The organism is Streptomyces sp. NPDC091272, from assembly GCF_044757485.1.
Classification (GTDB): domain Bacteria; phylum Actinomycetota; class Actinomycetes; order Streptomycetales; family Streptomycetaceae; genus Streptomyces.
In genome coordinates, this window is sequence record NZ_JBIVVC010000004.1 from 227,558 (window position 1) to 242,731 (window position 15,174).

Annotated in this window: 11 protein-coding genes; 7 read left to right on the forward strand and 4 right to left on the reverse strand. The window is 74.0% G+C overall.

The window, feature by feature from the left end:
• Positions 1 to 100: 100 nt before the first annotated feature.
• Genes ACIQM4_RS14160 through ACIQM4_RS14175 form a run of 4 tightly spaced genes read right to left on the reverse strand, consistent with a single transcriptional unit; the run spans position 101 to position 3,396 of the window.
• Positions 101 to 775, reverse strand: coding sequence for a GTP-binding protein (locus ACIQM4_RS14160; protein ID WP_401590722.1), 675 nt, complete (start codon positions 773 to 775; stop codon positions 101 to 103).
• Complete coding sequence (locus ACIQM4_RS14165) at positions 756 to 1,130, reverse strand: DUF742 domain-containing protein (RefSeq protein ID WP_401590725.1); 375 nt, start codon at positions 1,128 to 1,130, stop codon at positions 756 to 758. Before ACIQM4_RS14165 ends, ACIQM4_RS14160 begins: the two co-directional genes overlap by 20 nt.
• Positions 1,127 to 1,615: a roadblock/LC7 domain-containing protein gene (locus tag ACIQM4_RS14170; protein ID WP_401590728.1), complete on the reverse strand. Its 489-nt coding sequence runs from the start codon at positions 1,613 to 1,615 to the stop codon at positions 1,127 to 1,129. Before ACIQM4_RS14170 ends, ACIQM4_RS14165 begins: the two co-directional genes overlap by 4 nt.
• Positions 1,612 to 3,396 (reverse strand): ATP-binding protein, encoded by a 1,785-nt coding sequence (locus ACIQM4_RS14175; protein ID WP_401590731.1) that lies wholly within the window; start codon positions 3,394 to 3,396, stop codon positions 1,612 to 1,614. Before ACIQM4_RS14175 ends, ACIQM4_RS14170 begins: the two co-directional genes overlap by 4 nt.
• Before the next feature lie 140 nt (positions 3,397 to 3,536).
• Here ACIQM4_RS14175 and ACIQM4_RS14180 point away from each other — a divergent pair, with 140 nt between their 5' ends.
• From ACIQM4_RS14180 to ACIQM4_RS14210, 7 genes are all read left to right on the forward strand, one after another.
• The gene (locus tag ACIQM4_RS14180) at positions 3,537 to 6,371 is read left to right on the forward strand and encodes an FAD-binding and (Fe-S)-binding domain-containing protein (protein WP_401590733.1); all 2,835 of its coding nucleotides are present in this window, start codon (positions 3,537 to 3,539) and stop codon (positions 6,369 to 6,371) included.
• A 320-nt stretch (positions 6,372 to 6,691) separates the two neighbouring features.
• Entirely contained in the window at positions 6,692 to 7,615 is a 924-nt protein-coding gene (locus tag ACIQM4_RS14185) for an EamA family transporter (protein WP_401591408.1), read from the forward strand.
• A gap of 121 nt (positions 7,616 to 7,736) precedes the next feature.
• Positions 7,737 to 8,582 carry a TIGR03084 family metal-binding protein gene (locus tag ACIQM4_RS14190; RefSeq protein ID WP_401590736.1) on the forward strand — a complete coding sequence of 282 codons (846 nt, stop codon included), beginning with the start codon at positions 7,737 to 7,739 and terminating at the stop codon, positions 8,580 to 8,582.
• Positions 8,579 to 10,285: an acyclic terpene utilization AtuA family protein gene (locus ACIQM4_RS14195; RefSeq protein WP_401590738.1), complete on the forward strand. Its 1,707-nt coding sequence runs from the start codon at positions 8,579 to 8,581 to the stop codon at positions 10,283 to 10,285. Before ACIQM4_RS14190 ends, ACIQM4_RS14195 begins: the two co-directional genes overlap by 4 nt.
• A gap of 49 nt (positions 10,286 to 10,334) precedes the next feature.
• Positions 10,335 to 11,933: an acyl-CoA carboxylase subunit beta gene (locus ACIQM4_RS14200; protein WP_401590741.1), complete on the forward strand. Its 1,599-nt coding sequence runs from the start codon at positions 10,335 to 10,337 to the stop codon at positions 11,931 to 11,933.
• A 115-nt stretch (positions 11,934 to 12,048) separates the two neighbouring features.
• The gene (locus tag ACIQM4_RS14205; protein ID WP_401590744.1) at positions 12,049 to 13,977 is read left to right on the forward strand and encodes a biotin carboxylase N-terminal domain-containing protein; all 1,929 of its coding nucleotides are present in this window, start codon (positions 12,049 to 12,051) and stop codon (positions 13,975 to 13,977) included.
• Positions 13,974 to 15,149 (forward strand): acyl-CoA dehydrogenase family protein, encoded by a 1,176-nt coding sequence (locus ACIQM4_RS14210; protein ID WP_401590747.1) that lies wholly within the window; start codon positions 13,974 to 13,976, stop codon positions 15,147 to 15,149. Before ACIQM4_RS14205 ends, ACIQM4_RS14210 begins: the two co-directional genes overlap by 4 nt.
• Positions 15,150 to 15,174: the final 25 nt, after the last annotated feature.

Genomic DNA, 15,174 nt, shown 5'->3' on the forward strand with positions numbered 1-15,174 from the left:
CCGGGTCCGGTTCTCGGCCCGGGTTCCGTGCCGGGTTCCGTTCCGGTTCCGGGTTCCGTTCCGGGTCCGGCGTGGGCGGGGCAGCCCGGCGGGGGTGTGGTCACTGGGGGGTGCTCCCTCGGGCCGTTGTCGACAGCTGGTGCAGATGCTCGACGAGCGTGATCAGTACGTGCTTGCTGGACAGCCGGCTGCGTGCGTCGCAGGTGATCATCGGGATGTGGTCCGGCAGGTCCAGGGCTTCGCGTACCTGCGCGTCCGTGTGGTCGGGGCCGCCGAAGTCGTTGCGCGCCACGACGAAGGGCGTGCCGTGGTGTTCGAGGCGGTCGATGGCGTACCAGGAGTCGGCGAGGCGCCGGGTGTCGACGAGGACGACCGCACCGAGCGTGCCGGAGAAGAGGCGGTCCCACAGGAACCAGAAGCGTTCCTGGCCGGGGGCGCCGAACAGGTAGAGGACGGTGCGGCGGTCGATGGATATCCGGCCGAAGTCGAAGGCGACGGTCGTCGAGTGCTTCGTCCGTACGCCGTCGAGGTCGTCGACGTCCTCGCCCGCCCGGGTCATCGTCTCCTCGGTGTTGAGGGGACGGATCTCGCTGACGGAGCGGACCATGGTGGTCTTGCCGACGCCGAAACCGCCGACCACGACGATCTTGAGGCCGTTGTCCGCGGTGCGGGACAGGGGGGTGTCCGTACGCGCCTCGGGGGCCGTACCTGCCTCGGGGGCGGTACGTGCGACCGCCGCGGGGACGGGGGCCGGGTCAGAGATTGCGGAGGCCAACGAGCACCTGCTCCAGGAGTTCGGGTTCGGGGAGTTCGGCCGATTCGGGTGCGCGGCGCGGATGGCGGGCGCTGATCCGGCCGGTGTCGAGCAGGTCGGCCAGCAGGATGCGGGTGATGCCGACGGGCAGCGCGAGTTCGGCGGCGATCTCCACGACGGCGATCGGGTAGTCGCACATGCGCAGGATCGCCGCGTGCTCGGACTGCATGCCCGGCGTCGGGTCGCACTCGGCGACGACCAGGGTGACCAGGTCGAACGCGTCCGAGTGCGTCCTGCTGCGGCCCCCGGTGACGGTGTAGAGCCGATCGGGGGAGTCGTCGCGGCCGGGGCGGGGCCCTCTGGCCGGCGTGCTCATGCGGACGGGGTGCTGTCGGCGTCCTTGCCGGTGCTGCCGTCCGCGGTGACGCGGTGGACGGGGCCGCCGGTGGCGCCACTGGCTCTGTCCAACCGGGGCTCCGCGCTGAGGTGTTCGCCGAGCTGCTCGATGAGTTCGTTCATGTTGTGGCCGATGAGGCCGACGTCGGAGTCCTCGCCGGCGATGACCGCGAGGTGTGCGCCCGCGCCCGCCTCGACGATGAACAGGATGCCGCCGTAGAACTCGGCCATCGCCTGCCGGACCCCGCCGCTGCCGTCACCGAACTCGATGGACGCTCCGTGCGTGAGGCTCTGGATGCCCGCGGCGATGGCGGCCAGCTGGTCGGCCTGGTCGACGGAGAGCTCCGGTGTGCGGCAGAGCTTGAGGCCGTCCCGGGACAGGACGAGGGCGTGCCGCGCGCCTGGGGTGCGCTCCAGCAGACTCTCCAGCAGCCAGTTGAGCTTCTCGTCGGTGGTGGCGGTCATCGGTTCTCGTTGCCTTCCGGGTGCGGGGTCGCTGTCGCTGTGGTCTCAGGGGTGGAGTCGGTGCCGGCCGGGCCGTCGGTGCCGGCCGCTGGGCCCTCGGTGTGCGGGCCCTGACCGAGGGCCCGGGTCCTGTCCTGGCCCTGGACGGCGCTGCGGAACGTGGCGAAGCGGTCCGTCGTGGCGCGCTTGGCGGCGGACCTGGTCCCGGCCGGCTTCGACGGTGCGTCGGGGCCCGACGGGTGGGCCGCGGCGAGGGTCCGGCCGCGGCGGCGCCTGGGCAGGCCGCTCTCGCCGAACCGGGGGGTGCTGCCGGTGGTCTCGGAGGACGAACCCGGCCCGTCCACCACCGGCCGGCGCGGGGCCACCGGCTGCGGCTGTGGCTGCGGCTGCGCGCGCACGTGGTCGGGAGCGGCGTCGCTGTCCGGTGCGGACCCGCTGTCGGGTGCGGACCCGCTGTCTGACGCGGCGTCGCTTTCCGGTGCGGACCCACTGTCGGTTGCGGACCCGCTGTCCGACGCGGTGTCGCTTTCCGGTGCGGCCGGGCTGCCCGGCGCGGACCCGCTGTCCGGCGCGGGAGGCGCGGGAGGCGCGGGAGGCGCGGGAGGCGCGGAACGCGCTGCGTGCTCGACCAGGTCGTCCCGTACGACGGCAGGCTCCGTCGCACGTACGACGGTCGGCTCCGTCGCACGTACGACGGCAGGCGCCGCCTGTTGCGGTCGGGTCAGCACTTCCTGCGGCAGCAGCATCAGCGCGCCCGTGCCACCGCGTGCCGACGGCCGGAAGGACACCTTCAGCTGGTGCTTGCGGGCGAGGCAGCCGACGACCGCCAGGCCGAGCCGGGTGCCGGAGAGGCCCGTCAGGTCCAGCGGCGTGTCCGCGCTCACCGCACGTTCCGCCCGGCGCAGCTGCACGTCGCTCATGACGAGCCCGCTGTCCTCGACGGTGATGATGACGCCCGCCGGGACCTCCTCCACGTACACGTGCACCTCGGCCGTCGGCGGCGAGAAGTTCGCCGCGTTGTCGAGGAGTTCGGCGAGGGCGTGCATGACTCCCTCCGCCGCGTGGCCCGCGACGGCCACCTCGCTGGTGGAGTGCAGCCGGACGCGCTGGTAGCCGTTGATACGGCCCATCGCGCCGCGCAGGACCGACTCCATCACGATCGGCTTTGCCCATCTGCGACCGGAACGCGCACCCGTGAGGATGGCGATGCTGTCCGCGAGGCGGCCGGCCTGGGCGGTGCGGTGGTCCAGGTGCAGCAGGTCGCCCAGGACGTCCTCGTCGGAGTGCCGGTGCTCCATCTCGCGCAGGTCGGCCAGCATGCTCGTGGCGAGGGCCTGCATGCGGCCCGCCGCGTTCGCGCACGCCGACATCGCCGCCGCGCGCGCCGACTCGCCGCGGCCCACCTCGGTGGCGAGCACGGTGAGCAGCGACACCGCGTGCTCGTCGTCCCGGTCGCCCCGCTCGCGCTTCGTCGCGGCCAGCGCGGTGGCGGCCGAGTCGCCGGAGCGCAACCTGCCCACCAGGGCGGGCACGGTCTCCCGGGCGAACTGCTCGGCGTCGCGGCGGCGGTCGCCGAGTTCCGTGCGCAGCGCGCGTGCCCTCACCCCGGCGTGTACGGCCGCGGTGACCGCGGCGGTCAGCAGCGCCGCCGCCGCCCCGCCGCACCAGGCGAGCGGGGTCCGCACCTGCCCGGGGGCGGCGAGCACCGCCGCGAGGAGGAGCAGAGCGGAGACGGCCGCCGAGATCGACAGTGCCAGTGCGGATGCTCGGCGCAAGGACATGGAAGTGAGGCCTCCTGAAAGAGTGCTCACTATAAAAGAGTTGATGATCCGTTTGGAAAGCTCCTGTTCGTTTTTCTTACGCATGTGAAGGACAAGTCGACTTGTTCTGCCCGTTTCGTGTCACCGGGCATGCTTCATCCATGGCTGAACAACGGCGTGAGACGACCGAGTTGGCAGCGGACCTGAGGGCGGCCGTGCGCGGGGAGGTGTCCTTCGACGCCGCAGCGCGGGCCCTCATGACGATGGACGCCTCCAACTACCGGCGGGTCCCGCTGGGCGTCGTGGCCCCGCGCGACGCCGACGACATCGCCGCGGCCCTCGCGGTCTGCCGGGCGCACGGGGTGCCGGTGGTGCCGCGCGGCGGCGGCACGTCCATCGCGGGCCAGGCCACCGGCACCGGTGTCGTCCTGGACACCACGCGGCACCTGCGCACGATCGTCGCGCTCGACCCTGGGGCCCGTACCGCGGTGGTCGGGCCCGGCGTCGTGCTCGACGACCTGCGGGCCGCCGCCGCGCCGCACGGACTGACCTTCGGACCCGACCCGTCCACGCACAGCCGCTGCACGCTCGGCGGCATGATCGGTAACAACTCCTGCGGCTCGCACTCGGTCGCCTGGGGCACGACGGCGGACCAGGTGCGGGAACTGGACGTCCTGACGTACGCGGGCGAGCGGCTGCGACTGGCGCGCGGCGGCGCGAGCGTGCTGCCGGAGCGGCTGCGCGCGGAACTGCGCACCCTCGTCGAGCGGAACCTCGCCCTCCTGCGGACGGGCTTCCCCGAACTCCCGCGCCGCATCTCCGGGTACGCCCTGGACGCGCTCCTCCCGGAGAACGGCGTCGACCTCGCCCGCGCCTTCTGCGGCAGCGAAGGCACCCTCGGTGTGGTGACCGGGGCCACCGTCACCCTGGTCGAGGCGCCCTGCGCGCGGGCACTCGCAGTCCTGGGCTACGCCGACGAGAGCGCGGCGGCCGAGGCCGCGCCCGGCGTCCTGCCGTACGGGCCGCTGACCGTCGAGGGCATGGCCGCCGACCTCGTACCGGAGCGGGAAAGGGCGCTGCTGCCGCGCGGGGCGGCCTGGCTGTTCGTCGAGACGGGCGGCGGGAGCGGCCCGCAGGCCCGTGCGCGCGCCGAGGAGATCGTCCGGGGCGCGGACGCGTCGGACGGGCGGGTGGTGACCGACGCGGCGGGGCAGCGGGCCCTGTGGCGCATCCGCGAGGACGCGAGCGGCACCGCGACCCGGATGCCCGACGGCAGCGAGGCATGGCCCGGCTGGGAGGACTGCGCCGTGCCGCCCGCCAGGCTCGGCGCGTACCTGCGCGACTTCCGCGGCCTGCTGAAGGACCACGGGCTGCGCGGCACGCCGTACGGGCACTTCGGGGACGGCTGCATCCACGTCCGCATCGACTTCGACCTGCTGCGCGGCGAGGGCGTGGCCCGCTTCCGCCGCTTCTCCGAGGAACTCGCGGGCCTCGTCGTGGCGCACGGCGGCTCGCTCTCCGGCGAGCACGGTGACGGCCAGGCGCGCGCCGAGCTCCTGCCCCGGATGTACGGGCCCGAACTCGTGCGCCTCTTCGAGGGGTTCAAGGACGCGTGGGACCCGGCGGGCGGCATGAACCCCGGCATCCTGGCCCGCCCCGCCCGACTGGACGAGAACCTGCGCTTCGCCGTCCTGCCGGCCGGCCCCGTCCGCGACGTGGCCTTCGGCTACCCCCACGACGGCGGCGACTTCTCGGCCGCCGTGCGGCGCTGCGTGGGCGTCGCCAAGTGCCGTACGGAAACGGCGCCGGGCGGCGGCGCGGGCGTGATGTGCCCCTCCTTCCGGGCCACCGGCGACGAACAGCACTCCACCCGCGGGCGTGCGCGGCTGCTGCACGAGATGCTCGCGGGGGAGGTCGTCGAGGGCGGGTGGCGCTCCGACGAGGTCAAGGACGCCCTCGACCTGTGCCTGTCCTGCAAGGGCTGCCGCAGTGACTGCCCGGTGGGCGTCGATATGGCCACCTACAAGGCGGAGTTCCTGCACCACCACTACGCGGGCCGGGTGCGCCCCGCGTCGCACTACGCGCTGGGGCGGCTGCCCGAGTGGCTGCGGCTGGCGTCACCGGCGGCGGGCCTCGTCAACTCCGCCGCGGCACTCGCCCCGTTGGCCGCGCTCGCCGGTCGGGCGGCCGGGCTCGCCCCGGAGCGGGCGATCCCGCGGCTCGCCCCGCGGACCTTCCGCCGCTGGGCCCGCGGGCGGGCCCGGACACCCGCGCCGGCGTCGGCGCCGGTCGTCACGCTGTGGCCCGACACCTTCACCAACCACCTCTCCCCTTCGGTGGGTGTCGCGGCGGTGCGGGTCCTGGAGGCGGCGGGCCTGCGGGTGCGGCTGCCCCGGGCGGGCCTGTGCTGCGGGCTCACCTATGTCTCCACCGGTCAGCTGGACCGGGCCCGCGCGGTCATGCGCCGCACACTGGCGGCGGTGGCGCCCGACACCCCCCTGGTGGTCCTGGAACCGAGCTGCGCCGCGGCCCTCAGGAGCGACCTGCCGGAACTGCTCGGGGACGACCCGCGCGCGGCCGGGCTCGCCGACCGGGTCCTGACCTTCGCGCAGGCGCTGGAGCGGTACGCCCCTCACTGGCGCCCTCCCGTGCTGAACCGTCCCGTCGCGGGCCAGACCCACTGCCATCAGCACGCCGTGCTGGGCGACGACGCGGAGCGCCGGCTGCGGGAGCAGGCCGGGCTGACGGGCGCACTGGCCGGCGGCTGCTGCGGTCTGGCGGGCAACTTCGGCTTCGAGGCGGGCCACTACGAGGTGTCGAAGGCGTGCGCCGAGGAACAGCTGCTGCCGGCGGTACGGGGGCTCGCGGCGGGCGGCGAGCTGCTGGCCGACGGGTACTCCTGCCGCACGCAGATCGAGCAACTGGGCGAGGGCGCGCGGGCCCGCCACCTGGCGGAGGTACTGGCGGAGGGACTCTTCGGCACGTCGGAGGTGTGAGCGAGGGGGCGCGACCGGGACGGACGGACCGGGTCGGGGGGCCGGGGTGGACCGGGCCAGGGTGGGCGGACGTACCGTGCGGACCTGACCGGAGCGTGCGGACCTGACCGGAGCGTGCGGACCTGACCGGACCGAGCGGACCGGACCGGGGCGGGCCCGGGGGCGGCGGGGCGAACCGGACCGGCGGACCGGCGGACCGGCACGAGGCATGCCCGGCCTCTGCCGTGCCATCATGGGAGTACATCCCATTGAACACGAGGTGCACCACAGTGAACGAGGTCGAGCCCCACGGCGTGCCCGCCCCCGCCCCCAGCCCCCTCATGGACGCCGAGGCGGCCGTCGCAGCCGGTGCGGTGGCCGGGGGTGCGGCCGAGTCCCGCCGTGGCAGCAGCCTGGCTCCTGTGGCTCTCGTCGTCGCCGGCGGGCTCTCGGTCCAGTTCGGCTCCGCCCTCGCCGTCCTGATCATGCCCAGGACCGGCGCCCTCGGTGTGGTCACCCTCAGGCTCGCGGTCGCCGCCGTCGTGATGCTGCTGGTGTGCCGGCCCAGCGTCCGCGGCTACACCGGCCGGGACTGGGGCACCGTCCTCGTCTTCGGCGTCGCCATGGGCGGCATGAACACGCTCTTCTACCAGGCCAGCGACCGCATCCCGCTGGGTGCGGCCGTCACCCTGGAGGTGCTCGGACCGCTCGCGCTGTCCGTGTTCGCCTCCCGCCAGTGGGTCAGCGTGCTGTGGGCGGGCCTCGCCCTCGCCGGGGTGGGGCTGCTCGGTGCGGCCGGGTTCGGCGGTCTCGACCTGGTCGGCGCAGCCTTCGCGCTCTCGGCCGGCGCGTGCTGGGCCGCGTACATCGTCTTCAGTGCGAAGACCGGCCGCCGCTTCCCGCAGGCCGACGGCCTCGCCCTCGCGATGGCGGTCGCGGCCCTGCTGAGCCTGCCGCTCGGCGTGCTCGAAGCCGGTACGAAACTGCTCGACCCGGTGACGCTCGGCCTGGGCGCCGCCGTCGCGCTGATGTCCTCCGTACTGCCGTACACCCTCGAACTCGTCGCCCTGCGCAAGATGCCCGCGCCGACCTTCGCCGTCCTGATGAGCCTGGAGCCCGCGATCGCGGCAGGCGCCGGGTTCCTCATCCTGCACCAGGCGCTGTCCCTGGTCGACGCGCTGGCGATCGCGCTGGTCATCGGCGCGAGTGTGGGCGCGGTACGCAGCCAGTCCCGGCGCAGGGCCCCGGTGCCGGCGGTCGACTGACCGGCCGGCGCGCCCCCGCCGCCACTTCCGCGCAGCCCCGGAGTGATTCAAGCATGCTTGCTTGTTTCCTCCGGGGCTGCCATGCTCCGGACACGCAGCCACGCCCCGACGGGAGCGAAACGTGTCCGAACTCGACGCCGTACTGCATGACTTGCGCGAGGAGAGCGCCGAACTCGACAATCTTGTCGCGGGGTTGGCGGACGCCCGGTGGCGTCTGGCCACCCCGGCCCCGGGCTGGACCCTCGCCCATCAGATCGCCCATCTCGCCTGGACCGACGCCGCGGCCCTGCTGGCGGCGACCGACCCGGAGGGATTCCGGGCCGAGGTGGCCAAGGCGGACGCCGACCCGCAGGGCTTCGTCGACGCCGGGGCCGAGGAGGGCGCCGTGCTCCCGCCGGCCGATCTGCTGGCCGGCTGGCGGGCCGGGCGCGACCGGTTGTGGCAGGTGCTGAGCACCGCGCCCGCCGGTACCCGCTACCCCTGGTACGGGCCGCCGATGAGCGTGGCCTCGATGGCCACCGCCCGCCTCATGGAGACCTGGGCGCACGGCCAGGACGTCGCCGACGCCCTGGAGGTGCGGCGGGAGCCGACCGGGCGGCTCCGGCAGGTGGCCAGGATCGGGGTGCGGGCCCGCGACTACGCGTTCTTCGTCCGGGGGCTGCCCGCGCCCGCGCAGGAGTTCCGGGTCGAGCTGACCGGGCCGGGCGGGGAGCTCTGGGCGTACGGGCCCGAGGGGGCGGCGCAGCGCGTCACCGGCCCCGCGCTGGACTTCTGTCTGCTCGCCACCCAGCGCGCCCACCGCGACGACCTCGCCCTGCGCGCGGAGGGCGAGGATGCCGACCGCTGGCTGGACATCGCACAGGCCTTCGCGGGCCCGGCGGGGGAGGGCCGCAGGCCGAGGGGTGGCGGTCCGGCGGGTGAGGGCGGCGACTCGGGAGGAGACGCGCCCGAGGGTGGCGGCCGGTGACCGCCCGCCCCGCCGTCCTGCGCATCGGCAATGCCTCCGGTTTCTACGGCGACCGGTTCGACGCCCTCCGCGAGATGCTCACCGGCGGCGAGCTCGACGTCCTGACCGGGGACTACCTCGCCGAACTCACCATGCTGATCCTCGGCCGCGACCGCCTGAAGGACCCCGCCACGGGTTACGCCAAGACCTTCCTGCGACAGCTGGAGGAGGGCCTCGGGCTCGCCCACGACCGCGGCGTGCGGATCGTCACCAACGCCGGCGGCCTCAACCCCGCCGGACTCGCCACCGCGGTAAGGGAGTTGGCGCAACGGCTGGGGGTGCCGGTCAAGGTCGCCCATGTACAGGGGGACGACCTGATCGCGGACGGCCGCTGGGGCGAAGGGGTGCTGACCGCCAACGCCTATCTCGGCGGCGCCGGCATCACCGCCTGCCTCGACGCCGGTGCGGACGTCGTCGTCACCGGCCGGGTCACCGACGCCGCGCTGGTCACCGGGCCCGCCGCGCACTGGTTCGGCTGGGGCCCCGAGGCGTACGACGAACTTGCGGGTGCCGTCGTCGCCGGCCACGTCCTGGAGTGCGGAACCCAGGCCACCGGCGGCAACTACTCCTTCTTCGGCGCCCACGACGTGCGCCGCCCCGGCTTTCCCGTCGCGGAGATCCACGCCGACGGTTCGTCCGTCATCACCAAGCACCCCGGCACGGGCGGCGTCGTCGACACCGGCACCGTCACCGCCCAACTCCTCTACGAGACGGGCGGCGCGCGCTACGCGGGCCCCGACGTCACCGCCCGCCTCGACTCCGTACGGCTGGCGCAGGAAGGCCCCGACCGGGTGTGCGTCACCGGCGTAGGGGGCGAGGAGCCGCCGCCCACCCTCAAGGCGGGCCTCACCCGCATCGGCGGCTGGCGCAACGAGGTCGTCTTCGTGCTCACCGGGCTCGACGTCGACGAGAAGGCCGACCTGGTGCGCGAGCAGGTCGAGGACGCGCTCGACGCGGCCAAGCGGCGCCCCGCCGAGGTGCGCTGGACCCTGGCCCGTACCGACCGCGAGGACGCGGCCACCCAGGAGTGCGCGAGCGCGCTGCTGCGCCTGGTGGTCCGCGACCCGGACGCCGCGACCGTGGGCCGTGCGGTCAGCGGCGCCGCGGTGGAGCTCGCCCTCGGCAGTTACCCGGGCTTCCACGTGACCGCACCGCCGGGAAAGGGCGCACCGTACGGGGTCTTCGAGGCCCGCCACGTGGCCGCGGCGGACGTGCCGCACACGGCGGTGCTGCCCGCCGGGGACGTCCGGCGCATCCCCGCCCCGGTACGCACCCGGCCCCTCGCCCCCGTACCGGAGCCCGGCCTGCCGCGGCCCCTCGCCGCCGCGCGGCCCGTCCGGCGCGCCCCGCTCGGCCTGGTCGCGGGAGCCCGCAGCGGTGACAAGGGAGGCGACGCCAACGTGGGCGTGTGGGTGCGCACCGACGATGCCTGGCGGTGGCTCGCCCACGAGCTGACCGTGCCTCGCTTTCGCCAACTGCTGCCCGAGGTGGCGGACCTGTGCGTCACCCGGACCGTCCTGCCCCACCTGCGCGCCCTCAACTTCACCGTCGAGGGCCTCCTCGGCGAGGGCGTCGCCGCCCAGGCGCGTTTCGACCCACAGGCCAAGGCGGTCGGCGAGTGGCTGCGCTCGCGACACCTCGACATACCGGAGGCACTGCTGTGACCACCGCGAAGACCGTGACCCCTGTGACCGCGCCACCGGAGGTGCTCCGATGACCGTGCTCACCTCGTCGCTCGACACCACGGGCCCCGAGTACGCCGCGAACCGCGCCGCCATGCTCGGCAGGCTCGACGACCTGGCACAGGCGCATGCGAAAGCGCTCGCGGGGGGCGGGGAGAAGTACGTCGCCCGCCACCGCGGGCGCGGCAAGCTGCTCGCCAGGGAGCGCATCGAGCTGCTGCTCGACGTGGACACCCCGTTCCTGGAGCTGTCACCGCTCGCCGCCTGGGGCAGTGACTACCCGGTCGGCGCCTCCATGGTCACCGGCATCGGCGTCGTCGAGGGCGTCGAGTGCCTGATCACCGCCAACGACCCCACCGTGCGCGGCGGCGCCTCCAACCCGTGGACCCTCAAGAAGGCGCTGCGGGCCAACCAGATCGCGTACGAGAACCGGCTGCCGTGCATCAGCCTCGTCGAGTCGGGGGGCGCCGACCTGCCGTCCCAGAAGGAGATCTTCATCCCGGGCGGCGCGCTCTTCCGCGACATCACCCGCCTGTCGGCCGCCGGCATCCCCACGGTCGCCGTCGTCTTCGGCAACTCCACGGCCGGCGGGGCGTACGTCCCCGGCATGTCCGACCACACGGTGATGATCAAGGAGCGGTCGAAGGTCTTCCTCGGCGGCCCGCCCCTGGTGAAGATGGCCACCGGCGAGGAGAGCGACGACGAGTCGCTGGGCGGTGCCGAGATGCACGCCCGGGTCTCGGGTCTCGCCGACCACTACGCGGTGGACGAGCGGGACGCGCTGCGCCAGGCCCGGCGCATCGTCGCCCGCCTCAACTGGCGCAAGGCGCAGCCGGACCCGCCGGCCGCCGAGCCGCCCAAGTACGACCCGCAGGAGCTCGCCGGGATCGTCCCCGGCGACCTCAAGGTCCCCTTCGACCCCCGCGAGGTGATCGCCCGCCTCGTCGACGGCTCCGACTTCGACGAGTTCAAGCCGCTGTACGGGCCCAGCCTGACCACCGGCTGGGCCAGCCTGCACGGCTATCCGGTGGGCGTCCTCGCCAACGCGCAGGGCGTGCTGTTCAGCGCCGAGTCGCAGAAGGCCGCGCAGTTCATCCAGCTCGCCAACCAGCGCGACATCCCGCTGCTCTTCCTGCACAACACCACCGGCTACATGGTCGGCAAGGAGTACGAGCAGGGCGGCATCATCAAGCACGGCGCGATGATGATCAACGCGGTCTCCAACTCCAAGGTCCCGCACCTGTCGGTCCTGATGGGCGCCTCCTACGGCGCGGGGCACTACGGCATGTGCGGTCGCGCCTACGACCCGCGCTTCCTGTTCGCCTGGCCGAGCGCCAAGTCCGCGGTGATGGGCCCCCAGCAGCTCGCCGGCGTCCTGTCCATCGTGGCTCGCGCCTCGGCCGCGGCGAAGGGACAGCCGTACGACGACGAGGCCGACGCCGCACTGCGCGCCGTGGTGGAGCAGCAGATCGAGGCGGAGTCCCTGCCGATGTTCCTGTCCGGGCGGCTGTACGACGACGGGGTCATCGACCCCCGTGACACCCGCACCGTCCTGGGCCTGTGCCTGTCCGCGATCCACACGGCCCCCGTCGAGGGCGTGCGCGGCGGCTTCGGCGTCTTCCGGATGTGAGGCACCCCGTGACCCCGGAGAGCCCAGTGACCTCGGAGAGCCCTGTGACCCGGAGAGCCCTGTGACCCGGGAGAGCCCAGTGACCCCGGAGAACCTCGTGAGCCCGGAGAACCCAGTGATCACTTCCCTGCTCGTCGCCAACCGCGGTGAGATCGCCTGCCGTGTCTTCCGTACCTGCGCGGAGCTCGGCATCTCCACCGTCGCCGTGCACTCCGACCCGGACGCCGACGCCCTCCACACCCGTACCGCCGACGCCTCGGTGCGCCTGGCGGGCGCCGCCCCCTCCGACACCTATCTGCGCGGCGACCTCGTCGTGAAGGCCGCCTTGGCGGCGGGCGCGGACGCCGTGCACCCCGGATACGGATTCCTCTCCGAGAACGCCGAGTTCGCCCGTGCGGTGCAGGACGCGGGCCTCACCTGGGTCGGGCCGCCCCCCGGGGCCATCGACGCCATGGCCTCCAAGACCAGGGCCAAGGCCCTGATGGCGCAGGCGGGCGTGCCGCTGCTCGCCCCCGTCGACCCGGCCACCGCCACCGAGGCCGATCTGCCGTTGCTCCTGAAGGCGGCGGCCGGCGGCGGCGGGCGCGGCATGCGCGTCGTACGGGAACTGGAACGGCTCCCCGAGGAACTGGCCGCCGCGGCGGCCGAGGCGCGGTCGGCCTTCGGCGACGGCGAGGTGTTCGCCGAGCCGTACGTCGAGCGCGGACGCCATGTGGAGGTGCAGATCCTCGGCGACGCCCACGGCACCGTGTGGGCGCTCGGCACCCGCGACTGCTCGCTGCAGCGCCGCCACCAGAAGGTCGTCGAGGAGGCCCCGGCGCCCCACCTGCCCGACCAGCTCCGCGAAAGCCTCCACGACGCCGCCACGGCCGCGGCGCGGGCCGTCGGGTACGTGGGCGCGGGGACGGTCGAGTTCCTCGTCGACCCGCGGGGGCGCGCGTACTTCCTGGAGATGAACACCCGCCTCCAGGTCGAACACCCCGTCACCGAGGCGGTGTTCGGCATCGACCTGGTCGCGCTCCAGATCCGCCTCGCCGAGGGGGAGCGCCTCCCCGACGAGCCGCCGCAGCCGCGCGGGCACGCCGTCGAGGCCCGGCTGTACGCGGAGGACCCGGCCAACGGCTGGCAGCCCCAGACCGGGCCGCTGCACGCCCTGGACGTACCCGGCGGCGACGGACTGCGGCTGGACACCGGCTATGCCGGCGGCGACACCGTCGGCGTCCACTACGACCCGATGCTCGCCAAGGTCATCGCCTGGGCGCCCACCCGCGCCGAAGCCGTCCGCAAGCTCACCCGCGCGCTGGTACGCGCCCGGGTGCACGGCCCCGTCACCAACCGGGACCTGCTCGTCGCGTCCCTGCGCCACCCCGAATTCGCCTCGGGACAACCGGACACCGGCTTCTACGACCGCCATCTGGCGGCCCTGACCGGGCCGCGGCCCGGTCAGGAACTGGCAGCCGTCGCCGCGGCCCTCGCCGACGCCGCGGCCCGCGGCAGTCGCTTCGGGGGCGGCTGGCGCAACGTGCCCTCGCAGCCGCAGAGCAAGACCTACGGCGTGCACGAGGTGCGCTACCTGCGCGACCGGGACGGCTGGACGGTCGAAGGTGTGGATCGCGTGGTCCGCGCGCACCCGGACCGCGTCGTACTCGAAGTCGCGGGCGTGCAACGGGACTTCGCCGTCACGGTGCACGGCGACCAGGTGTACGTCGACTCCCCGGCCGGCTCCCACACCCTCACCGCGGCCCCGCGCTTCCCCGACCCCGCCACCCGTACCGCCCCCGGCTCGCTGCTCGCCCCCATGCCGGGCACGGTCGTCCGCGTCGCCGAAGGGCTCGCGGAGGGCAGCCGGGTCGATGCGGGACAGCCCCTGTTGTGGCTGGAGGCCATGAAGATGGAGCACCGCGTCACCGCTCCCGCCTCCGGCACGCTCACCGCACTCCACGTCGCACCCGGCCACCAGGTCGAGGTCGGCGCCCTGCTCGCCGTCGTCACGGACACCACCGTCCTGGCGGCCCCCAGTGCACAGGAGGACCAGGAAGCATGAGCAGCACCGCGCACAGCAGCGTCATCGAGACCGAGGAGCAGCAGGCCCTGCGGGCCGCCGTCGCCGCCCTCGGCAAGCGCTACGGACGCGACTACCTCACCAAGGTCGTCGCCGACGAGGGTCACCCCGACGAACTGTGGGCCGAGGCGGCCAAGCTCGGCTACCTCGGTGTCAACATCCCCGAGGAGTACGGCGGCGGAGGCGGCGGCATCACGGAACTCTCCATAGTCCTGGAGGAGTTGGGCGCCGCGGGCTCGCCGCTCCTGATGATGATCGTCTCGCCCGCGATCTGCGCCACGGTCATCACCCGCTTCGGCACCGAGGCGCAGCGGACCGCCTGGCTGCCCGGCCTCGCGGACGGCAGCCGCACCATGGCCTTCGGCATCACCGAGCCCGACGCGGGGTCCAACTCGCACCGCATCACCACCACCGCGCGCCGGGACGGTGACGACTGGGTGCTCACCGGCCGCAAGGTGTTCGTCTCCGGTGTCGACATCGCCGACGCCACCCTGATCGTGGGCCGCACCGAGGACGCGCGGACCGGCAGCCTCAAGCCCTGCCTGTTCGTCGTCCCGCGCGATGCCCCCGGCTTCGCGCGCACCCGCATCGACATGGAACTCCAGGCCCCGGAGAAGCAGTTCGAACTCGTGCTGGACGACGTGCGGCTGCCCGCCGACGCCCTGGTCGGCGACGAGGACGCCGGCCTCCTCCAGCTCTTCGCGGGCCTCAACCCCGAGCGCGTCATGACGGCCGCGTTCGCCATCGGCATGGCCCGCTACGCGCTCGCCAGGGCCGTCAGGTACGCCAAGGAGCGCACGGTCTGGAAGACGCCCATCGGCGCCCACCAGGCCCTGGCCCACCCCCTCGCCCAGGCCCACATCGAGATCGAGCTCGCCCGCCTCATGATGAACAAGGCCGCAAACCTCTACGACGCGGGCGACGACATGGCCGCGGGCGAGGCCGCCAACATGGCGAAGTACGCGGCGGCCGAGGCCTGCGTGAAGACCGTCGACCAGGCCGTGCACACCCTCGGCGGCAACGGCCTCACCCGCGAGTACGGCCTCGCCTCGCTGATCGTGGCCTCCCGGGTGGCCAGGATCGCCCCGGTCAGCCGCGAGATGATCCTCAACTTCGTCTCCCACCAGTCGCTGGGGCTCCCGAAGTCGTACTGAGACGACCTGGGGCTCCCGAAGTCGT

Coding starts and splice junctions, on each gene's coding strand:
- ACIQM4_RS14185 (WP_401591408.1), top strand. CDS start 6,692: ATGGACGCCGAGGCGGCCGTCGCAGCCGGTGCGGTGGCCGGGGGTGCG.
- ACIQM4_RS14210 (WP_401590747.1), top strand. CDS start 13,974: ATGAGCAGCACCGCGCACAGCAGCGTCATCGAGACCGAGGAGCAGCAG.
- ACIQM4_RS14175 (WP_401590731.1), bottom strand. CDS start 3,396: ATGTCCTTGCGCCGAGCATCCGCACTGGCACTGTCGATCTCGGCGGCC.
- ACIQM4_RS14180 (WP_401590733.1), top strand. CDS start 3,537: ATGGCTGAACAACGGCGTGAGACGACCGAGTTGGCAGCGGACCTGAGG.
- ACIQM4_RS14170 (WP_401590728.1), bottom strand. CDS start 1,615: ATGACCGCCACCACCGACGAGAAGCTCAACTGGCTGCTGGAGAGTCTG.
- ACIQM4_RS14200 (WP_401590741.1), top strand. CDS start 10,335: ATGACCGTGCTCACCTCGTCGCTCGACACCACGGGCCCCGAGTACGCC.
- ACIQM4_RS14165 (WP_401590725.1), bottom strand. CDS start 1,130: ATGAGCACGCCGGCCAGAGGGCCCCGCCCCGGCCGCGACGACTCCCCC.